The sequence below is a fragment of the Bifidobacterium sp. LH_743 genome (assembly GCF_056355775.1).
Genome location: NZ_JBKESZ010000001.1, coordinates 430,648 through 452,541, shown reverse-complemented (window position 1 = coordinate 452,541; position 21,894 = coordinate 430,648). Strand labels below are relative to the sequence as shown.

The 21,894-nt window shown below is 61.1% G+C and carries 19 protein-coding genes; 4 read left to right on the top strand and 15 right to left on the bottom strand.

Features of this window, described 5'->3' with window-relative positions:
- Window positions 1–125: 125 nt before the first annotated feature.
- From AC1ATL_RS01820 to AC1ATL_RS01810, 3 genes are all read left to right on the top strand, one after another.
- On the top strand, window positions 126–773 hold the full coding sequence (locus tag AC1ATL_RS01820) for a 5-formyltetrahydrofolate cyclo-ligase (protein ID WP_476568026.1): 648 nt from the start codon (window positions 126–128) through the stop codon (window positions 771–773).
- Between the two features lie 82 nt (window positions 774–855).
- Window positions 856–1,038 (top strand): FmdB family zinc ribbon protein, encoded by a 183-nt coding sequence (locus AC1ATL_RS01815; protein ID WP_026646530.1) that lies wholly within the window; start codon window positions 856–858, stop codon window positions 1,036–1,038.
- 368 nt (window positions 1,039–1,406) lie between these two features.
- Entirely contained in the window at window positions 1,407–1,913 is a 507-nt protein-coding gene (locus AC1ATL_RS01810; protein WP_476568024.1) for a flagella basal body P-ring formation protein FlgA, read from the top strand.
- A gap of 20 nt (window positions 1,914–1,933) precedes the next feature.
- On the opposite strand, the gene AC1ATL_RS01805 is transcribed toward AC1ATL_RS01810, so the two are convergent.
- From AC1ATL_RS01805 to rplJ, 5 genes are all read right to left on the bottom strand, one after another.
- Window positions 1,934–2,101 carry a BAG family molecular chaperone regulator 5 gene (locus AC1ATL_RS01805; RefSeq protein ID WP_476568358.1) on the bottom strand — a complete coding sequence of 56 codons (168 nt, stop codon included), beginning with the start codon at window positions 2,099–2,101 and terminating at the stop codon, window positions 1,934–1,936.
- Window positions 2,102–2,196: 95 nt separating this feature from the next.
- Window positions 2,197–5,820 carry a helicase gene (locus AC1ATL_RS01800; RefSeq protein WP_476568022.1) on the bottom strand — a complete coding sequence of 1,208 codons (3,624 nt, stop codon included), beginning with the start codon at window positions 5,818–5,820 and terminating at the stop codon, window positions 2,197–2,199.
- 7 nt (window positions 5,821–5,827) lie between these two features.
- Entirely contained in the window at window positions 5,828–7,222 is a 1,395-nt protein-coding gene (locus tag AC1ATL_RS01795; protein ID WP_476568020.1) for a variant leucine-rich repeat-containing protein, read from the bottom strand.
- Between the two features lie 239 nt (window positions 7,223–7,461).
- On the bottom strand, window positions 7,462–7,842 hold the full coding sequence (gene rplL / locus AC1ATL_RS01790; RefSeq protein WP_034876649.1) for a 50S ribosomal protein L7/L12: 381 nt from the start codon (window positions 7,840–7,842) through the stop codon (window positions 7,462–7,464).
- A 110-nt stretch (window positions 7,843–7,952) separates the two neighbouring features.
- The gene (rplJ, locus tag AC1ATL_RS01785) at window positions 7,953–8,474 is read right to left on the bottom strand and encodes a 50S ribosomal protein L10 (protein ID WP_026646536.1); all 522 of its coding nucleotides are present in this window, start codon (window positions 8,472–8,474) and stop codon (window positions 7,953–7,955) included.
- 432 nt (window positions 8,475–8,906) lie between these two features.
- On the opposite strand from rplJ, the gene AC1ATL_RS01780 reads away from it, so the two are divergent.
- Window positions 8,907–9,800, top strand: a complete 894-nt coding sequence (locus tag AC1ATL_RS01780; RefSeq protein ID WP_476568017.1) for a metal ABC transporter solute-binding protein, Zn/Mn family — start codon at window positions 8,907–8,909, stop codon at window positions 9,798–9,800.
- A gap of 139 nt (window positions 9,801–9,939) precedes the next feature.
- Here AC1ATL_RS01780 and AC1ATL_RS01775 read toward each other — a convergent pair whose 3' ends face one another.
- The 10 genes from AC1ATL_RS01775 to AC1ATL_RS01730 form a co-directional block, all read right to left on the bottom strand.
- Window positions 9,940–11,334: an NCS2 family permease gene (locus tag AC1ATL_RS01775; protein ID WP_476568015.1), complete on the bottom strand. Its 1,395-nt coding sequence runs from the start codon at window positions 11,332–11,334 to the stop codon at window positions 9,940–9,942.
- Between the two features lie 434 nt (window positions 11,335–11,768).
- On the bottom strand, window positions 11,769–12,548 hold the full coding sequence (gene pstB, locus AC1ATL_RS01770) for a phosphate ABC transporter ATP-binding protein PstB (protein ID WP_026646539.1): 780 nt from the start codon (window positions 12,546–12,548) through the stop codon (window positions 11,769–11,771).
- 44 nt (window positions 12,549–12,592) lie between these two features.
- Entirely contained in the window at window positions 12,593–13,591 is a 999-nt protein-coding gene (gene pstA / locus AC1ATL_RS01765; RefSeq protein ID WP_476568013.1) for a phosphate ABC transporter permease PstA, read from the bottom strand.
- Window positions 13,588–14,541 (bottom strand): phosphate ABC transporter permease subunit PstC, encoded by a 954-nt coding sequence (pstC, locus tag AC1ATL_RS01760; RefSeq protein WP_476568011.1) that lies wholly within the window; start codon window positions 14,539–14,541, stop codon window positions 13,588–13,590. Before pstC ends, pstA begins: the two co-directional genes overlap by 4 nt.
- 160 nt (window positions 14,542–14,701) lie before the next feature.
- Window positions 14,702–15,829, bottom strand: coding sequence for a phosphate ABC transporter substrate-binding protein PstS (gene pstS / locus AC1ATL_RS01755; RefSeq protein WP_476568009.1), 1,128 nt, complete (start codon window positions 15,827–15,829; stop codon window positions 14,702–14,704).
- 246 nt (window positions 15,830–16,075) lie between these two features.
- On the bottom strand, window positions 16,076–16,780 hold the full coding sequence (locus AC1ATL_RS01750) for a response regulator transcription factor (protein ID WP_476568007.1): 705 nt from the start codon (window positions 16,778–16,780) through the stop codon (window positions 16,076–16,078).
- The gene (locus AC1ATL_RS01745; RefSeq protein WP_476568005.1) at window positions 16,780–18,177 is read right to left on the bottom strand and encodes a sensor histidine kinase; all 1,398 of its coding nucleotides are present in this window, start codon (window positions 18,175–18,177) and stop codon (window positions 16,780–16,782) included. Before AC1ATL_RS01745 ends, AC1ATL_RS01750 begins: the two co-directional genes overlap by 1 nt.
- Before the next feature lie 228 nt (window positions 18,178–18,405).
- Entirely contained in the window at window positions 18,406–19,113 is a 708-nt protein-coding gene (mtnN, locus tag AC1ATL_RS01740) for a 5'-methylthioadenosine/S-adenosylhomocysteine nucleosidase (RefSeq protein ID WP_476568003.1), read from the bottom strand.
- Between the two features lie 60 nt (window positions 19,114–19,173).
- Window positions 19,174–20,358, bottom strand: coding sequence for a 3-deoxy-7-phosphoheptulonate synthase (locus AC1ATL_RS01735; RefSeq protein ID WP_476568001.1), 1,185 nt, complete (start codon window positions 20,356–20,358; stop codon window positions 19,174–19,176).
- A 146-nt stretch (window positions 20,359–20,504) separates the two neighbouring features.
- Complete coding sequence (locus tag AC1ATL_RS01730; protein ID WP_476567999.1) at window positions 20,505–21,641, bottom strand: 3-deoxy-7-phosphoheptulonate synthase; 1,137 nt, start codon at window positions 21,639–21,641, stop codon at window positions 20,505–20,507.
- Window positions 21,642–21,894: the final 253 nt, after the last annotated feature.

Below are 21,894 nucleotides of genomic sequence, written 5' to 3'. Positions count from 1 at the left end.
AAGGCATCCGCCCCCGGATGATGCAACATACCGCTTAAGGATTGAAAGAACGTCACCCATCCATTGTGCCCCACCCATGTCCCATCACCATTCCCACGCAACAGACCCGTGATACAACAAGGGTCATGGATACGCAAGGAAAAGCCATCAAGCCCGAGGACGCGGAATCACAGCGGGCGCTGAAGCAGCAATGGCGCCGAACCGCTCTGGCAAGGCGTAAAAGAACATCCATCGAACAGAGGCGGGAGGCGGGCCGGCTGCTCGCCATGCGCGCGCGGGAAGCGGCATTGGTCCGCCCCGGATCGACGGTCGCCGCCTTCGTCTCCATGGGCAGTGAGATCCCGATGACGCCCCTGCTGGAAACACTGTTCGACATGGACTGCCGTGTGCTGGTGCCGCGTCTGGGCGCCGGCATGGATATCGGCTGGAGCGAGTTGGACGGCATCGACGGTCTGCGGGAACAGCGCAACGCGGACGGCTCCGTCAACACGCACCGCCCGCAGGAGCCGGACAATGCCGCCGACGGGCCCGAGGCGCTTGCGGAGGCCGAGCTGGTCATCGTGCCGGCGTTCGCCGTGGACGAACATGGTTTTCGATTGGGACGCGGCGGCGGATGGTACGACCGCGCCCTGACGCACCGCAACGCGACGGCCCGCGTCATAGCCGTATGTTGGCCTTGGGAGCCAACGGACACGACGGTGCCGCACGAACCACACGACATCCCCGTCGACGGCACGCTCACCCCGGACGGCTACCACATCGTCCGCGGATAGGACGGTTACGGGACGGTCTCAGGGAACGTACTAGGATATGTCCCGTTAAGAAATTTGGGATTGCGCGCAAAGCGAGGACATCATGCCTACTTACCATTACCGTTGCAAGAGCTGCGATTACGATTTCACCAAGCAGCAGTCGTTCACCGACGATCCGATTACCGTATGCCCGGAATGCGGCAAGGAACAGGTCCGCAAGGTCTATTCCGCGGTTCCGATCGAGTTCAAGGGATCGGGTTTCTACCACACCGACAAATCCAAGTGATTCGGCAGGCGCGGAATCGGAAGCGACACGCCGGAGCCTGTGGATAACCCGCATTCTCCGACCACAACCCCTGATCCGGCTTGCGCCCTTTGCAAACATCAGGTCATCATCAGCGCATGATGACCTTTTTTCATGCCTTGATGGAACGGCCGCGACAGAATACCGGCAGCACGGCACGGACAAGGGGCCGTTCCACACGGAAAACGGAGCCGAACAGGAGCCGCCGAACCACGCGCGGAACCAGTGCAACGCCCAACGGCAGGCGACGCAGCACACGGCTGCATCGTGTCCTGGCCTCGGTCTGCGCCGGATTGGCTGTATTTGCGGCGCTACAAAGCGTGCGCCTGTCCTTCGCCATGCAACCCGTCGTGGTCACGACACAGGCCATCGCCAAAGGAGACTCCATCGAACGCGGAACAGTGGAGTTACGTAGCATTCCGTTCGATGACTCGCTGCACGGCGCCATCCATACCATCGACGACGCCGTCGGATCAATCGCGCAGGTGGATATCGGGAAAAACGAGGTTGTGATGACACCGATGGCACGCGCCTCACCCACCGTGCCGCAAGGGCATACCAGCGTGGAAGTGCGTCTGGCGAGCGCCACCGACGGTCTGCTTCCGGGCGATAGGGTGACGCTTTCCGGCGCCATGGCAGCCGGTTTAGGTATGACGGACGATTCCAACGCGTCCGGAGACCCGCCAGCAACGAAATTGAGCACACTCAGCTCCAACGCGTTGCTGACCGCCAAACCTTCGAAAGACGCTCAGGGCAATGCCATCGCGGTGTTCGCAATGCCTCCCGAAGAAGCGGCGATCGTGCTGCAGGCCCAGTCGTACAGCGCCATCATAGCGACCATCAACCGGCGTTCATGAGGGAATCCAGCGCGGCGAATTCAGCGGCCGCGTTCGGAGAAAACAGCCCAATGCGGTGGAAGCTCGCCGAGGATGCGCTTGTCGTCGTCCACCTCGCGCTGGCGTTCCGTAAGCGTGTCCGAAGGCTCAAGCTTGACACCATCGGCGTCGAACAGCTCCGTGCCTCGACGTACCACGCGCCTATGCACGCGCGCGGTACGTCGCGTGGGCGAATAACCAGGCTGCCCGGAAACGGCAGGTCCCGACGATTCGGATCCGGTCTCACCGGAAACAGACTGGACGCTCACTTGTCCTCCTGATACAAATCACCCAAGCGGGCCACGATGCGATCGACTTCCCTGTCGGGATTCACGAACGCGCCGACACTCCATACCGTCATCACCGACCAACCCAACGACTCGATGTCCTGCAGCAGCACGCGATGGCGCTCCCTGGTGGACTGCAATCCCATGAACTGCGCCTCATCGGTCAGCACGGCCAAGGCGAACGGCTTGCCCTTCAGTCCGACCACCAACGGCAGTTTGACGCCATTGTCGAAACCATAATCGACAGCCACATCCAAACCACGCTCGCGAATCCGCTGGGCGAGATCGTTGAACAGCACGTTCTCGCCGGATTCCTTGACCGCGGGGCGGACCACCGCATTGGCGTCAAGCTGCTCGGCCCAGCGCAGCACGGTTTTGAGCATCTTCGGCCCGTCCTGATGTAGACGGCTGTCGTCCATGTCTTCGGACGTGAACGCGGATACGATGTCCAGATGGCGATCGGGCACGGCCAAGGCGTCGAGCAGCATGCCGCGGCCGCCGTCGGATTCCACCGCGCCAAACTGTTGCAGCAGCCTGCCATGCGTGGTCTTGGCGTAGCACATAGCAAGAATGGCGTCTGTGGCGTGCGCGCCGGCCACGTCGTCGATGTCCACGATGCGCACGTGGCGCAGGAACATGCCCATGGCCTTGTCCTTGTTGGCAAGCGACTTGAGCTCAGCCCCCAACCGCATACGGAACGTATGGGTCAGCGCGACCACGGTGAGCACGTACGATGCGGGAACGATGGTGAATCCGGCCGCACGCTGGCCGATGATCCTCACCACCTCGTCGATCTCCTGCTGGCTCGATTCCACCAGACCGGAATTGATGACCGGAACGCCGTTGGCATCCGGCACGAAATGGTACAGCACCTCGCCCTGGGAGCCCTCGCGGGCCACATCGCACGTCACGCTGCCGTATCCTTCCGACTCGAGGAAGGCATTGAGCCTCGGCGCGCGACGGACCGGACGGTCTTCTATCTTCACGCTCGGCAGCAGCGAAATCAGCCTCCGCATGCCATCGGACGTGACGGTCTTGCGATGTGCGACCACCACGACCTGTTTGGCCCTGCTGATGATGCTGAGCAGCTCGATGGATGGGATATGCGCCGCCGCGTCGATGATGACGACGTCGGCGAGCGGGGCCACGTCAGTGACGGCGGCGAGCGTGGCCGGAGTCGCCACCAGAATCGGCTTTGCCGCGGCCAGAATCTGCGGATGCTCCCTGCGCAATCGGCTCAGCGGCACATTGCGGGAGCCCGCAAGCATGGTGTGCAGCAGATTGGCCTCCTGGGTGCGGGAGAACAGCATGTCGCACAGACGACGAATGGACTCCTGGGCGATCATCGGACCGACGGAACGCACATGCTCCACATCCACCTGCGTGAAGCGGTCGGCCGCCGCCTGCAAGGCGGAGCCGTCCTGATTGGAGATGATGGCGGAGGACTTCACGATGTCCTCGAACGCGGTGGTCCACCACGCCAGCTGCAGCTCTCCGCCGACGGCCTCATTCGGCACGCCGCGGTTGTTGAGGTCAGCCACGAGCTCGTCCAGACCGGCCGAATGGAACTCACGTTCCAGACGGGCACGTTCCGGCAAGGTGTCCAGCGCCTGCTTGTCGTCGTACAGCGCCTTCAGACGCTCCTCGACCTGATTGAAATCGACGGTTTCCAGATTTCCGCCCTGAGGGGTGGTCGACAGCACCATGTCCAACGAGGTCATGTCATTGGACAGCCTCTCTTGGGTATCGATGATGTCATCAAGCTTAGCGGGCAGCACCGGCCAACCGCCATGCGGCACGAACAGGTGCCACTGCTCGGCCTGCTTGGCGACCACGAGCAACGCCTCGTGCAGGTTCTCCACCTGCGCTCCGACACGCAACATCGCCTTGGCTTCCTTGATGTGCCGGCGGCGATCCCAGAATCCCATGGAACTGCCTTCGGCCTTGCGCTGGGACTTCGGTTTGGTGGCCTCGATCATGGAGTCGATGTCCCGCTCGAAGATCTCCGGCTGGAACACGTCAAGCACTCGGCGCAGGTTCTTGAGCACCATGACCTGCCGCCCCCATTCCTGCGCGGTCGTGGGAATGGGGAAACCACAGGTCTGCACGGTGCTGGCCACCTGTTCGCGTGTTGCGGGCAGCACCTTGCGTAGCAACTCGACCACGCGCTGGTACGCGCTGACCGCCTCATCCTCGGAATACAGCGATGCCTTGTACCAAGCGGTGTCCTGTTCGCCTATGGTGTATTCGCCGAGCTCGCCCGCACGGTACAGCTTCTGCGCCCACTCCTCCATCTTGTCAGCGATGGAATGGGCCGCCTTCTTGTCGAGGCGCACGTGCGTGGTCGGATGTGTGGGCAGCACCGCGATCTGGGCGAGGTTCTGGATGGTCTGGTAGGCGGATACGCCCCATTCCTGGTTGATGCCGTGAAGGTCGCCCAAGTATCTGGCCAGACGCGAACGCACGCCGACAAGCTCATCAGCTATCTGGTCAAAACGTGAGGTCGCGACGCCCGATTGGAAGCCGACGGCCGTGATCAGCTGCCTGTCGATCGCGGCATTGGCACCGTCATCGGCGATGTCCAGCAGCTGTCCGCTCATTTCGTTCGCTGCAATCGTCTGCATGAAACGACGTTTCTGATCGGTGACGCACGGCACGTACAGCACGGAATGACCCGCCATCACGCAACGGGAGGCGATTGCGGCCGACTGCTCGGCGGTGTTGTTGCAGGCCGCGCTGTCGACGAAGACCGAATGGCCATCGGCGGCAAGCTGCGCCGCATAACGGACGGTGTTGTCGACATCGCCGATCTCGTACTCACCGTGCGGGTCGGCATCGAATGGACTGTACGGCGGAATCTGGGATCCCTCCAACGACTCCATCGCCGACTCGTCTCCGGCGAGTGCATCCAGCACGGTGTTGCCGGTCGGTCCCTGCGCCAGCTGGTCGATGATCTGCTGGCTCTCCACCAGCATCTGCGACGAGGGATCCATGAAGCAGCCAAGTATGATGTGCCGCTCGATCTCGAAATCGGGGAACACCGTGGACGCGCGCGCCGTGATGGCGGAGAACACCGCCGAGGTCTCCGGCGTTCCGCTCTCATAGTTCGAACCGTCGAACAGCTTGCTCTCGTCCAGCACCACGTTGTTCTCACGCATCGCCGCGACAAAGGCGGCGTTCAAACGCACCCGGCCGGTGAACGCAATGACGGTGCCATCCTCTACGGTGCGCCCTTCCTTGCGTACCTCGACCGGATACATGAGCACCGGCATCTGGTTGCCCTTCCACAGGGCGACTCCGACCACCAGCGAAAGCTCGCCGACACCGCTGATGCGGTTCTTCGTCTCCTGGTCGTCGAGCACGCGTTCCACACGTCTCCCGGCGGCACGCAGCATGCCGTTGTCACGGAATAACGAATCCAGCGTGACGTGGCCGCTGGCGAACAGTTGCGCGATTCCCGAAGGATGCGCATGCGTCAGGTCAAGCTGGGCTCCCAGCTGGGTCACATCCTCGAGCGGGGATGGCGAAAGTCCGAGACGGTATTCCTCGCGCCATCCGCGGATACGATCCAATGCAGTGGTCGTCTCTTTGGTTTCGCTCATTGCAAACTCACTTCCCTACTGCCTTGCGATATTCCTCATATCCCGGGTTATGCGACAGCGCCGCGTCGATGTCCTGATTGCCCAATGCGCTCAGCCAGGCGTACAAATCGTCATACAGGGACGGGTTCATGGCCAGGAACGGCAGCAATTCCGGATGCCGTGCCATTTGGAACTGCACGGTGAAGTCATCGGTACGTTTGGCGTCATCGGAAGTCAGTCCGTCGACTTCAATGGTCTGCTCCTGCTTGGTGAGCCCGCCTTTGGAAACGCGATCAAATACCGAACCTGGTTCGAAGATGGGCTTGAACGCCGTGGTCTCGTCCTGCGCGGGCTGGGATTGCACAGCTTGGGGACGGAAGCGTTCGTCATCGTCGGTCCGTGTTTCCGCAGCCTCGACAGGAGCGACGTCCACCGGTTCCTGCGATTGCACGGCCGGTTGCCACACATCGGCGTCGGATGGCTCGGCTTCCGGCGTGCTCGGCTGGTCGTCGGTGGATTCGTCCGGCTTCCGCTCGCCCTCATCCGTATCAGGTCTGGTCGGCAATGCGACCGTCGCCGGGGTCTTCGGACGGGCTCCGAACAGCATGTCCACGGGAATCGTGTCATGTTTGGCATCGTTACGGGAGGTGTCGGCCGGAAGTGCCGGGGACTCGTTTTCGCCTTCATCCGCATCTTCGGTTGAGGCTGGCTCCACCACGGCCGCCTGTGCCGCGGCATCGGCGAACAGATCACGCGGCTTGTCCTCGACCGGAACGCTCTCCTGCACCAGGGAAACCGATGGGAAATCGTCGGCGGGCTGGGGCTTGTCAATTGGCGCGGGCGTGAATTCCTGCCGCTCGGCCTGGCGCATGGCCACGGCACGGTCGGTGATGCTGCGGGCGTGGAAGAACGCGGTCGGCTCGCCGGCGCGCAGGTTGAGAATGTCGTCCACGGACATGTCGGCCGCATCCGGCTCCTGAGGGGTCTCATCCGAAACCGCATACTCGAACAGGTTCGAAACCGTGTCATGTACGTCATTCGCGCCTTCGGACCCGGAATCGTCCTTCTCGTCCTCACGGCCGGCTTCGAACCTGAGACGGACATCGCCGAATTGCAGGGTGAGCGACGTGGAGTGCAGCGGGATGTCTTCGTTTACCGGCAGCCGCATCAGCTGTCCGCCATCGGTCACAACGAACGAGCCGTTGGTGGAATGCAGGTCGCGTATCGAAGCGTTCCCCTGTTCGTCGACGGAGAAAACGGCATGTCGCTTCGACATGGATTTGCTTGGATCCTGGATGTCAAGTCGGGAGAATCCATCCTCGGCCAATGGGCGTAGCGGTTTGCGTCCGATTTCGACGCTTTCGCCGTTATGAAGCACTTTCAAATCGTTTCCGTCAACACTGACGATCCATTGCCGCGCCATTCGTTGATCCTCGCCCACCGTGTCGGCCTTCCTTTCACACATTGCACTATCTGTCATTGTGTCATGATTCATCGAGAAAGTAAGGATTATGCATTGATAAATCGACAACTTCCGCCCATTTTACCCATTTCGGAACAGATCAGGGAAAAATGCGCCCGTATAAACGGGAAACCCCGCCGCCAAATGGCGGAACGGGGTTTCCACTATAGCTTGGTGATTGCGGCTTCAAGCCGCGAGAATCACTTGAGCTCGACGGTGGCGCCGGCTTCCTCGAGCTGGGACTTGGCCTTCTCGGCGTCTTCCTTCTTGGCCTTCTCCAGAACGGCCTTCGGAGCGCCGTCGACCAGAGCCTTGGCCTCAGCCAGACCCAGGGAGGTGATGGCGCGGACGGCCTTGATGACCTGGATCTTCTTGTCGCCAACGGCGGAGAGGATGACGTCGAACTCGTCCTTCTCTTCCTCAGCAGCAGCGCCAGCAGCCGGAGCGGCGGCGACAGCGGCGACCGGAGCGGCAGCCTCGACGTCGAACTTCTCTTCGAAGGCCTTGACGAACTCGGAGAGCTCAACCAGGGTCATCTCACCGAAAGCTTCGAGCAGCTCATCGTTGGTGTACTTAGCCATAATGGCTTCCTTTCATTCTTGGCGACGGGTTGATTGAAGAGGTATCCGTCACCTAAAACAATTTTTTTACTTTATTGGTTGCATCATTCATGCGGCAAGCCGCAATGAAATCAGGCAGCCTTTTCCTGCTTCTCGCGGAGCGCATCGATCGTACGCACGGCCTTGGTAGGCAGAGCGTTGAACAGGTACGCGGCCTTGGACATCGTAGCCTTGATGTCGCCGGCGAATTCGGCGAGCAGCTGCGGGCGAGACTTGAGGTCTGCCAGCTTCTTGGCGCCTTCGGCATCGTAGACGGTGCCATCAGCGAAGCCGCCCTTGATGATCAGTGCCTTGTTGGTCTTGGCGAAGTCACGCAGGGTCTTCGCAGCTTCGATGAAGTCACCCTTCACGAAGGTCACAGCGGTCGGACCGGCGAGAAGTTCATCAAGACCTTCGACGCCAGCTTCCTTGGCTGCGATGCGAATGAGCGTGTTCTTTGCCACAGTGTAGGAAGTATCGCGGCCTAGCTTTTCGCGCAGCTCAGAGATCTGCGGAACGGTAAGCCCGCGGTACTCGGTCAGGTAGATAGCATCAGCGTCACGGAACTTATCCGTAAGCTGAGCGACCACCGCTTCCTTTTCGGGCCTCTTCATGGCGTTCCTTCCTTAGTCAACCGTCGACTGCGAAATCCGGAACACCTGACAGGGCAATAAAAAAGCCCTGCACGCAGGCAGAGCAACATTCGACCGCTAAGCGGAAAGCCCTTGGTGGGCGTATGTTCTTCAACCTGCGCTGGCTTGGTAATCCAAACTTCGTGAGCGCTTGCACGCTCCAACCAACGGTCTGTGGTTTACAAGATGTTCAATCTACGGATTGGGGTGGACTGACGGCCCATCGGCGTGTCGCACAACGAATCCGCATCTACCCCATGCCAACCCATCTTGCGCCGGCGATGTACGAATCATCATATCCTGCATCATATTATTGATAACGGTTCTCATTTGTGGTATGGTGGTCAGCATAGGAGAAACGCAACCCCACGTCGGCATCGCCCGGCATCACATGCATCATGTAAGGAAAATCCCTTGTCCCGCATATGGAACATCATCACCGCCACCATCTGCACGGCACTGCTGCTGGCAAGTGCCGCCTGCGGAACCACGAACGACTCCGCACACGGCACACAGGACGGCACCCTCACCGTGACCGCCTCCATCAACCAATGGGGCACGCTCGCCAAGGAGCTGGGCGGCGATCTCGTAAAAGTGGACAGCATCATCAATTCCACCAACGTGGAAGCACATGACTACGAACCGACCACCGCCGACGTGAAACGCCTGTGCACCGCGAACGTCGCCATCGTCAACGGAGCCGACTACGACTCGTGGGCGCTGAAGGCAGCGACGAACGGCATCGGAACCATAGTGAACGCGGCACAGGCCGGCGGCAAGAAGGACGGCGACAACCCCCACGTGTGGTTCTCCGCCAAGGTCCGCACCAAAACAGCCGACGCGATCACCGCCGCATACCGCAAGGCGATGCCCGGCAAAGCCGACGAATTCGCCAAGCTCAACCGCGATTGGCATGACAGGGAAACCGAACTTGAGGAACGCATCGCCAAAACCAAGGAAGCGACCAAAGGCATGAGCTACGGCGCTACCGAATCCGTGGCACGCTACCTTGCCGACGACCTCGGCATGGTCGACCGCACGCCGACCGGATACACGCGGGCCGTCGCGAACGACAGCGAACCGACCCCCGGCGACATCACGCAATTCGTCAAAGCGCTGAAGACCAAACGAATCGCCATGCTCATCCTCAATCCGCAGGAAGCCAACGACCTGACCAAACAGCTCACCGACACCGCGAAACAGGCCGACGTGCCGGTAGTCGAGATCAGCGAACAGATGCCCGACGAATACGACAGCCTGCTGGACTGGATGAGCGCCCTCGTCAACGCCATAGGACACACCAGTTGACAGCCCACGTTCCGCCGACGCGAACATCTACAAAGAAGCGCCCGACTCCCTTTCAAGGGAATCGGGCGCTTCTCATATCAAGACTATGCGGCCGCCGAAATCGCAACACGTGCGATCGCGCCGGTCAAGCCATAGCGAATCACAGAATGGCGGTCACCACGAAGTCCAGGATGAACAGGATCGCCACGACCCAGATCACCGGATGGACCTCCTTGGCCTTCTTCTTGCAGGTCATCACGATGCAGTAGGTAATGAAGCCGCCGGCGATGCCGTAGGAGATGGAGTAGCTGAACGCCATGAACACGGAAGCGAAGAACGCCGGGATGGCCTCGGAGATGTCGCCCCACTCGATTTCCTTGAGCGAGGAGGCCATCATGCAGCCGACCACGACCAGCACGCCGGCGGTCGCGGCGGACGGCACGGCGGAGATGATCGGAGACAGGAACGCGGACAGCGCGAAGCAGATCGCCACGACCACGGAGGTCAGACCGGTGCGGCCGCCAGCGGCGATGCCCGCGGAGGACTCCACGTACGTGGTGGTGTTCGAGGTGCCGCAGATGGCGCCGATGGAGGTGGCGATGGAGTCGGCGAACAGGGCCTTGTCCATCTTGGAGGAGAAGCCGGAGCCGTTCTCCAGAGCCTTCTCGTCCTCCTCGGAGAAGATGCCGGTGCGGCGGCCGGTGCCGATGAAGGTGCCGATGGTGTCGAAGGTGTCGGACATCGAGAACGCGAAGATGGTCAGCAGGATGATCGGCAGCTTGGACACGTCGGAGAACAGCGCCGGGAAGCCGTCCTTGGTGAAAATCACGCCGAAGGTCTGCGGCAGCTGGGAGAAGGTGTCGGCGATGGACACGGAGTTGGCCATGGTGGTCTGGCCCATCGGAATGCCGATGACGGCGGTGATGATGATGGACAGCAGCATGCCGCCACGCACCTTGAGCACGGTGAAGATGATGGCGAGGACCAGACCGATGATGAACAGCCAGATGGTCGGATTGTTCATGACGGCCAGGCCCGGGGTCGCGGCCGTGGCCAGGCCCTTGCCCGCGGCCTTGGCATCCTTGGTGGTGAAGGTGAAGAAGCCAACGTTCAGGAAGCCGACATACGCCACGAACAGACCGATACCGCCGCCGATGGCGTTCTGCAGCAGCTCAGGAATGGCCTTGATGATCATCTTACGGATCTTGGTGACGGTGATGATGATGTTGATCAGACCGCACAGGAACACCATGCACAGGGTCTGCTGCCAGGAGAAGCCGAGGCCGAAGCAGACGGTGTAGGTGAAGAACGCGTTGAGGCCCATGCCGGCGGCCTGGGCGTACGGCACGTTGGCGAACAGGCCCATCACGAGGGTGCCGATGATGGCCGCGATGATGGTGGCCAGGAACACGCCACCCCACGGCATACCCGTCTGCGACAGGATCTGCGGGTTGACGATGATGATGTAGGACATGGCGAAGAACGTGGTCAGGCCGGCCATGACTTCAGTGGACGCGGTGGTGCCGTTCTCCTTCAGATGGAAAAACTTTTCCATTATCTCTTCTCTGTCTTGTTGTCTTGGGTTGATAGGAACGCGCACGTTCCGCACGCGCTCCGGCGAGAATCGCGACTCGCCGTGGAACGTAAGTTCCGAACGCGCTTACCCTAGCACCGCCATGGGTCATCGGGATTTCGTGGGCTGCGGGAGCGCTCTGCGCGTTGGTTTCGGAAACGGGTCCCGTATCGGCTGCAGTCGCTCATAGCAGCATGCACCCGAATATGAAAAATCCGTCCGTTGAGACAACTCAACGGACGGATTCCTTCGATTGTGGGGCAAATGTCGATCAGCCAAAACGTGCAATCAATGAATCGCACTACGTGCGATGCTTGTCTGCTGCTCGACGCTACCGCGCCGAGGCGACTCGGCTGACAGCCCACTGGGCTGTCAGCTTTTCGAGCCGCTACGTTTTGGCAGATCGACTGCGTCGATCAGCCAAAACGTCCCGATACGTAGCGCTCGGCTTCTTCGTTCTGGGGGTTGTTGAACATGGTGGTGGTGTCGGTGAAGTACTCCAGGTGGCCCGGCTGGCCCACGGCCTTCAGGTTGAAGAAGGCGGTGTAGTCGGCGATTCGGGCGGCCTGCTGCATGTTGTGCGTCACGATCACGATGGTGTAGTCGTTCTTCAGCTCGTTGATCAGATCCTCCACGGCCAGCGTCGAGATCGGGTCAAGCGCGGAGCACGGCTCGTCCATGAGCAGCACCTGCGGATGCACGGCCACGGCGCGCGCGATGCACAGCCTCTGCTGCTGGCCGCCGGACAAGCCGATGCCCGGATTATCCAGACGATCCTTGACCTCGTTCCACAGGTTGGCGCCGCGCAGGGCCCATTCGACCAAATCATCCGCGTCGGACTTCGAAATCTTGCGGTTGTTGAGTTTCACGCCGGCAAGCACGTTCTCTCGGATGGACATGGTCGGGAACGGGTTCGGACGCTGGAACACCATGCCGACGTCGCGGCGGACTGCGACCGGATCCACATCCTTGTCGTACAGGTTCTTGCCTTCCAGCAGCACCTCGCCCTTGCAGTGGGCGCCCGGAATGATCTCATGCATGCGGTCGAGCGTGCGCAGCACGGTGGACTTGCCACAGCCGGAAGGGCCGATGAACGCGGTGACCTTGTTGGCTTCGATGTTGATGTTCACATCCTCCACGGCCAGGAAGTCGCCGTAGTAGATGTTCAGATGATTGACATCGATACGTTGTCCCATTTGATTTCCTTAATTTGTGTGTGTTCGACTATGTGTGGCCGCGCTCAGCGTTCCGATTTGACGGCGAAGACCTTCGCCACGAGGCGTCCGATGAGGTTGAGGATCAGCACGATGAGAATCAGCACCAGAGCCGCGGCCCAGGCGCGTTCCATCGGGATGGTGGTGACGCATGCTGCGCTGGCGTTGGCCGGGCAGTTCGCGTTGAGCTTCGAATACTCCTGGTAGACGTACACCGGCAGGGTGGTCATCTGTCCGGAGAACAGGTTGAAGTTCGTGGAGGCGATGTAGCCCGCGGTCATCAGCAGCGGCGCGGTCTCGCCGATCACACGCGCGACGGCGAGGATCGCGCCCGAGACGATGCCGGGCAGGGCGGTGCGCAACACGATCTTCGTGATCGTACGCTGCTTCGTGACGCCCAACGCGTACGAGGCCTCACGCAGGTCGTGCGGCACGATCTTCAGCATCTCCTCGGATGACTTGACCACGGTCGGCAACATCAGCAGCGACAACGCAACGGAGCCTTCGAAACCGTTGATGGTGCCTGGGCCGATCAGAATCGTGAACATCGAAAAAGCGAACAGGCCCGCGACGATGGACGGAATGCCGCTCATCACGTCGACCAGCAGCGTGATGACCCTGGCAAGCTTGCCGCGGTTGGAGTATTCCACGAGATACACGGCACACATCAGGCCAATCGGAATGGAGATGAGCATGGCTCCGAAGGTGATCTCCAACGTGCCGATGATGGCGTGCAGGATGCCGCCGTACCCGCCGGACGGCGTCGGATTGCCGCCGACCACGCCGGTCATGTTGTAGCTCAGGAAGTTGAGATTCAGTCTCTTGACACCGTTGACGATGGTGGTGATCAGCACCGAGAACAGCGGAATCAGCGCCACGACGAACGCCACAGCGATGAGCACGCGCATGACGAGGTCCTTGCGCTTGCGGGCCGCGATGAAGGAACGGGTCGGCTTGAACTTGTCGAAGTCGATGACAGGAGCGCCGTCCATCGGCGAAGCGTCGTTATTTGCGACGGTCATCATGCACTCGCTTTCTCGGTGAGTTTACGGGCGGCGAAATTCACCACGAAGGTGATCAGGAACAGGACCAGGCCGGTGCCGATCAGCACGGAGACGCCCAGATTGTTGGCTTCCGGATACTGGGAGGCGATGTTCGCGGCGATCGTCTGGTTCTGCGAAGCCTGCAGCAGCTTGACGGAGTAGTTGAGGCCCGGAGACAGGATCATGAGCACGGCCATCGTCTCGCCGAGCGCACGTCCCAAGCCGAGCATGGATGCGGACACGACACCGGACTTGCCGAACGGCAGCACCGCAAGCTTGACCATCTCCCATTTCGTGGCGCCGAGGGCCAAGGCGGCCTCCTCCTGAAGACGTGGCGTCTGCAGGAAGATGTCGCGCGACATCGAGGTGATGATCGGCAGGATCATCACGGCCAGCACCACGGCCACAGTGGCGACGGTACGGGAAGGATTGGCGGCGGGACCGGCGAAGATCGGAATCCAGCCGAGATACTTGGCCACCCAGTTCCAGAACGGATAAATGGCGGGAACCAGCACCAGACCGCCCCACAGACCATAAATCACGGAAGGGATGGCGGCAAGCAGATCCACCACGTAGCTCAGAATCGTGGCGAGCTTCTTCGGCGCGTAATGCGAGATGAACAACGCGATGCCGACGGACACGAAGAAGGAAATCAGCAGCGCCAGTGCGGAAATCAGCACAGTGCCGAACAGCAACGGGCCGACATAGCTCCAGAAGCTGGTCGCCTTGCCGCCGGTGAAATTGCTGATGGTTTCGCTGTTGGCCTTCTGGTCGCCGCCGATCAACGGCCACGCTCGGAACAGCAGGAACAGCGCGACCGCGGCAAGTACGACGAGGATCAGGATGCCGCAGGCGTAGGCCACGCCTTTGAACACCTTATCCGCGTTCTTGCCGCTCACCGGCTGTTGCGCCGTTTTGCTTTGCGAACTCACGGGTTCTCCTTTGGTTTGCTTGCGATCGCTTTCCATCGTACGGCCCTGTATCCCGCCGTAGGCACCAGTTCAGGCCGCAGCCGTCATTGCAACGCGGCTGCGGCCTGAAACCTACGGTCAGTCGCCGTTCACCGAAAGCGATCCGCCCATTTCGAGGGGCTTACTTGGTCTCGATGGCGTCGATGGACTTGGCGACCTTCTGACGCATGGTGTCGGACATCGGAGCGGAACCGGCCGCGGAGGCGGCGGTCTGCTGTCCTTCGTCGCTGGTCACGTAGGTGAGCCAGGACTTGACGAACTTGGCGGTGTTGGCGTCCTTGTACGCCGGGCAGGCGATGTCGTAGGAAACCAGCACGATCGGGTAGGCGCCCTTCTCGGTGGTGTTGTGGTCAAGCTTGACGACCACACGGTTGTCGCCCTTGGCGGAATCGTCCAGCGGCGAGGAATCCACGACCTTGGCCGCAGCTTCGGCGGAGAACGGGACGTAGTCGTCACCGACCTTCACGGCCACGGTGCCGAGGTTGCCGGCCTGGGAAGCGTCGGCGTAGCCGATGGTGCCGTCGGCCTGCTGGACGGTGGAGATCACGCCGGAAGTTCCCTTGGCGCCCTGTCCGACCTCGTTCGGCCAGTTCTCACCGAGGTCATAACTCCAAGCGTCGCCAGCAGCGTCCTTGACGTAGCTCAGGAAGTTCTTGGTGGTGCCGGACTTGTCGGAGCGGTGCACCACGGTGATGTCGAGGTCCGGGAGATCAACCTTCGGGTTCTGGCTCTTGATGGCGTCGTCGTTCCACTTGGTGATCTTGCCGTCGAAGATCTTGGCGATGGTCTCGGCGTCCATATTCAGGGTCTTGCCCTTGCCGGACACACCCTGAAGGTTGAACACCACGGCGATCGGGGAGATGTAGACCGGAATGTCGAAGGCGTTTCCGGAGGCGCACACCTTCTTGGACTGCTCGACCTCATCGTCGGACAGGGCCGCATCGGACCCTGCCCACGCGGTGGCGCCGGTCAGGAAGGTGGAGACGCCGGCACCAGAGCCGGACGGATTGTAAGCGACCTTGGCATCCGGATTGGTGCCCTGGAAACCTGCGATCCAGGCTTCGACGGCGGCCTGCTGGGAGGAGGCGCCGGCGCCATTGAAGTTGCCGGAGACGGCTTCGGTCTTGGTGTCGAACTTGGTCGAAGTATCAGTGGAAGCGGTGGTGTTGTCACCACAGGCCGCGACGGAAGCCAGCATCACGATGCCGGACACGGAGGCGATGGAGCGCACGAGAATGGAGTTACGCATTATCTTTCCCTCTGTCAACATTCGGATGGCGTGTGTTTCTGGTATGTCGTTTTCTGTTGTCGCCATCGTTCTTCATGACAGTTCCAGCCTATTGGGCGTTTCGGGTGCCGAAAACCAAAAACGGTGAACGGAAGATGAACAGTCTTCGACACCTTCGTCGTTCCCGTCCGTTCCGCTCACCGTCCTTCACGTTCCCGCCCCGATATGAGGGTTCCCGGGAATGTGTGATGGCTTCCGATTTTTCGATTATTCGGCCGGCGCATCGATTTTGTAGCCGAGTCCGCGCACGGTGGTCAGATACTTGGGATGGCCCGGATCCTCCTCGATTTTGGCGCGCACACGCTTGACATGCACGTCCAGGGTTTTGGTGTCGCCGACATAATCGGACCCCCAGATGCGGTCAATCAGCTGATGACGGGTCATCACGCGCCCCTTGTTCTGCATGAGGTATTCCAGCAGCTCGAATTCCTTCAGCGGGAAGAACACGTTCTCTCCACGGACCGTCACCTCATGCTGGCCAATCCTCATGGAGATGTCGCCGCACACCAACGGAATGTCGTCGTCGGCGGTCTCGCCCGCTTCGGCGACCATCTGGTTGCGGCGCAGCACCGCGCGGATGCGGGCCAGCAGCTCACGGAAGGAATACGGTTTGGTGATGTAGTCGTCCGCGCCGATCTCAAGACCGACGACCTTGTCGATTTCCGCGCTTTTCGCGGTCAGCATGATGATCGGCACGCGGCTTTGCTCACGGATTCTGCGACACAGCGCGGTGCCGTCGAGTCCCGGCAGCATCAGGTCGAGCAGCACCAAATCGATGCCGCCTTTGGTGAACAGCTCCAGTCCCTCCTCGCCGGTGGCTGCGGCGGACACGTCATACCCCTCACGGGTCAGCTGGTAAACCAGCGGCTCTCGGTACGACTCCTCGTCCTCGACGATCAGAATCCGTGTCATCAGTGGTTCTCCTCTGTGTTCTCTGTGGTATTGGAGCTGTCTGGCCGCATTTCAGTGGATTGCGGATCAAGTTGTGAATCGGACTGCGAATCAGGCGCCTGCGGCAAAGTGATGGTGAAGGTGGATCCCTCCCCCTCGCGCGACCATACGGCGATGGTGCCGCCGCAGTCCTCGACGCAATGCTTGGTGATGGCCAAGCCCAGACCGGTGCCGCCGGTCTCACGCGAACGCGCCGGATCGACGCGGTAGAATCGCTCAAAAATTCTGCTTAACGAAGCCGCGGGAATGCCGATGCCCTGATCCACGACACGAATGGCCACCTTGCCGTTCTCGACGCCGATGCCGACAGCCACCGTGGTGCGTTCCGGTGAATAATTGATGGCGTTCTCCACCAGATTCTTCACCGCCGTTTTGATGGTTTCACGGTCGGCCACCACGAACGCGTCCAGCCCCTGTCCGGATTCCGCAGCCAATTCGCTGGCATCCGCGTGCGCCGGCACCTGCTGTCCGTTCACGGACAGGACCAGTCCGATATGCTTCGAATCGGCCTTCACCTGGTTTTCGGCGAGCGCCTCGCGTGCGACGGACAGCATGGACAGCCGTTCGGCGTTGAGCATCGCCGCAGCGCTTTGCGCCTTCTGCAGATCAATCAGACGATGCACCAGCTCCGTCAATCGCTCGGATTCCTTGGCGATGCGTCCGGAGAAATACCTCACGGCATCCGGATCGTCCGCCGCGTCGCCAATCGTCTCGGCAAGCAACGAGATCGCTCCGGCCGGGGTTTTGAGCTCGTGCGACACATTGGTGACGAAATCGCGGCGCATGGTTTCGAAGCGGCGCTGCTCGCTCATGTCGGAAACGAAAACCGCGAACAGGCCGTCGGCAATCTGTCCGACGCGAACGTGCAGATACAGCGTATCCTCCGGCAACGGCTTGCCTGCCTCGACTCCCCTGCCATTCGTATCCGGCACTCCCGCATGGACGCGGTCATGCAGGGGAATCGTCAGCTCGCGTTCGCGTACCATGCCGTCCGCAGACACTAGTTTCACGATGTCGCGAAGCTCCGCGAACGTCATCACCTGATCGTGGATGATGCCGAAACGTCGAGCTTCGGGCGACGCGTACCGGACCGTGGCCAGTGAATCGACGACGATCAGGGCTTCGGGCATGACGGCCACCAGATGGCGTTCCGTGGATTGCACCGGCACGCGGGAACCGAACAGCGACGTGTTCTTCGAAGCTCCGAACAGACTCGGATCGTTCGGGTCGACGCCGTCCTCGGCGGACCGGACGCCCTGCGCGCGGCCGATGGCGTACGCCACGACGAATACGACCACGGCGACAACCACCAGCACGGCAGCCACCTGCGGCGTCGTCAGCATCTGGCCCAACGTCATGAATTCACCTTCCGATCATCCTGCATTCTCCATCCAGACTAGCGGGTTCGCGCGGCTTTCGCGCATATGATTCCCTCGCGCCACCGGAAGTTTCCCCGCCGTTCACTTTTCAGGATGCGTTCAGGATGTGTTCGGGACATGTTTGGAATGCGTCGTGCCGGAATATGGAACGTCCCATCCTCCGATACCACGGAAGGATGGGACGTCAACAGGTCCGTATACGGCCGGCTACATACGCTTGACGATGTCCACCGTCAGCTTCGCCGCGGTATCCGCGTATTCGGAGATGTCGAATTCCTTGAAATCCTCGTAATCGGTGTCCGCGTTATCACTCAGCGCGCGAATCACCAGCGCGGGGACGTCGTTGCGCGCCGCGACATGCGCCACGGCGGCACCTTCCATCTCCACCGCGTCGGCGCCGGTCTCGCGAATCACCTGCTCGACCTTCTTCGGATCGTCGACGAAATAGTTGCCGGTGGCGATGATGCCGACGATATGGTGGATGCCCATGTCGTCAAGCGCCTGGTTGGCAAGTCCGATCAGACGTTCGTCGCTATGGTATTCCTCGACCGGATGGTCTGCGGTGCCGGGTTTGAACTGCCCCACCAGCCGCATGTCGGTGTCGAGGTAGCGCAACGTGTCGCCGAGCACCACATCGTTGACATGCAGATTCGTGTTGAGGTTGCCCGCGATGCCGGAGAAAATCACGGCGTCGGGCCGGTCCGTGTCGATGAGATGCTGCGTGGTGGCGGCGATGTTGACGGTGCCCATGCCTCCGACCGTAGCGACGACGTCTATGGAGGCGCCCTTGTTGGTTTCGATGGTGCCGCGCGTCACCTTGACGCCGGCCTCCTCGGTGACGGTGACGCCGTCCAGCGCCGCCGCGATATGGGCGATTTCCTCATCCATGGCGCCGATGATGGCGATTGCGGTCATACGTTTCCCCTTTATCTTGTTTGTCTTGGTCGTTTTGTCTTGCGATTGTCTCCGACGGCGTCACTTCCAGCGGCGCGCACCCACGGCATGGGCGAGCTCGCGCAGCAGTTGTTCTGTGGTCGGCCAGCTCAGACACTTGTCGGTAATGGATTTGCCGTAGACGAGTTTGTCAAGTGTCGCCGCGGGCTGGTTGCCGCCTTCGATGAAGCTTTCCATCATGATGCCGGTGATTCCCTGCTCCCCCGCCGCGATACGACCGGCGATGTCACGCACCACTTCGGCCTGGCGATGCTCGTCCTTGCCGGAGTTGCCATGGGAGCAGTCCACGATCAGGCCGTGCGCCGCGGCGGAATCGGCCGGCATCTCCGCACGGATGGTGTCCATGGCTTTGGCGATGGAATCCGCATCGTAATTGGGACCGTGCGAGGAGCCGCGCAACACCACATGGCAGTCGGGATTGCCGAGCGTCTTGACCACGGCCGCGCGGCCAAGATGGTCGATGCCGAAGAACGTGTGCTGCTGGGCGGACGCGAAACACGAATCGGCCGGGGCTTTGATGGAGCCGTCGGTGGCGTTCTTGAAGCCGATCGGCATGGACATGCCGGACGCGAGCTGCCGGTGCACTTGGCTTTCGGTGTTGCGCGCGCCAATCGCACCCCAGCTGACCGCGTCGGAAATATACTGCGGACTGGTCGGTTCCAGAAATTCCGTGGCCGCCGCCAATCCCTCGTCAAGCACGCCGAGCAACGTGCGGCGGGCCAAAAGCAGGCCTTTCCTGATGTTGCAGCTACCGTCGATGTCGGGATCGTTGATCAGACCCTTCCAACCGACCGTGGTGCGCGGCTTTTCGAAATACACACGCATGACGATGAGCAGTTCGCCATCCAGCTCCTTTTTCAGCGCGGCCAGCCGACGCGCATAGTCGAGCGCGGCCGCCGGATCATGCACGGAACAGGGACCGACGATCACCAGCAGACGGTCGTCCTGGCCGTACAGGCAGGCGCGAATCTCGTCACGCGAATAGGCGACGAGATCTCTCGCCTCGGCGCTCAAAGGCAGATCGCCCAGCACTTGGGCGGGAGTGGGCAGCACTTCGAATTCCAGCACGCGACGGTTCACGATGCGGCTGATGCCGACCTGATCCTCCCAACGCGGCACGTCGGTCTCCACCAGCGGATTCTTGCCCTCGTCCATGGCCTGCTTGATCGCACGAAGATCCTCAGGCGTGTTCAGCTGCTGCTGCATGGTCTTGCTCTCCTTGGTCCGTATTCCATCCCAAGGATAGCAACGGCGGTGCAGAACCTCCGTATTCCCGGTCTTCCGGCATCTTCCGACCATCTTCCGACGTACGGAACACGCCTTATCGCCGGAAGACCGGAAGTGGAATCGAATCAGGCCTTGAGACGACGACGCGCGTCGACCGCGTCGGCGAGCGTGTGCAGCAACTGCTCGGTACGGTCCCACGGCACGCAGGCATCCGTGATGGACTTGCCGTATTCGAGCTGGTCGAGCGGAGCCGGCTTCTGGTTGCCCGCCTTGAGGAAGCTTTCCATCATGACGCCGAGGATGCCCGGCTCACCGGCCGCTATGCGAGCGGCGATCTCCTCGACCACTTCGGCTTCACGGACCTCGTTCTTGCCGCAATTGCCGTGCGCCGCATCGATGATCAGACCGTGTTCGCTCGGACCGGACGCCTTGGAAGCCTTGAGATCGGCCAACGCCTGCGCTACGGAGGCGGCATCGTAATTCGGACCATGCGAGGAGCCGCGCAATACCAGATGGCAGTCGGGATTGCCCTTGGTCTCCGCGGAGATCACGCGTCCGTCGAGATTGATGGACAGGAAATGATGCTCGAAGGCGGCCGCATAGCATGAATCGGCGGCAGGCTTGATGGAACCGTCGGTGGCGTTCTTGAAACCGATCGGCATGGACATGCCGGACGCCAGCTCGCGATGCACCTGGCTTTCGGTATTGCGCGCGCCGATCGCGCCCCAGCTGATCAGATCGCAGATGTACTGCGGGGTGATCGGGTCAAGCCATTCCGTGGCCGCGGGCAGGCCGAGTCCCAACACGTCGGTGAGCACCTTGCGGGCCAGGAACATGCCCTTGCGAATGTTGAACTGGCCGTCGAGATCCGGATCGTTGATCAGGCCCTTCCAGCCGATGGTGGTGCGTGGCTTCTCGAAATACACGCGCATGACGATGACCAGGCGATCCTCAAGCTCGTTCTTGACGGCGGCGAGCTTCTCCGCATACTCGTGCGCCGCCTTGGGATCGTGAATCGAACATGGGCCGACGATGGCCAGCAGACGATCGTCACGACCGTGCAGCACGTCACGGATCTCCTGACGGGATTTCAGGACCAGGTCGCTCATCTCGTCGGTGAGTGGAAGCTCCTTGAGGAAATATCGGGGCGCGGGAATCGGGTCGAGCTGCCGGATATTGACGTCCACGGTCTCCGGAAACACGGCGCGCTCATCCAACAACTGCGCATCCTTCGAACTATCCGGACCGCGAAGACCTGCCATCGCTTCCATTCCTCCCCTGACATTGCACCCAGTAAGGCATCGAACATTACCGAAGTTACCTTAATGGATGTGACCGGAATATGGAAAACGCCGACTGCATGGTGGAATGCGATTCCATCGTGCAGTCGGCGTGTTTTGCGATTAATGTATTGGCGTCTTACGCCAAAGCGATGGGACCTTACGGTCCCAGGAAACGCCTTGCGGCGTTTCCCCTCGCTACGGGAGCCCACAGGGCTCCCGCTTAACGCTCGGC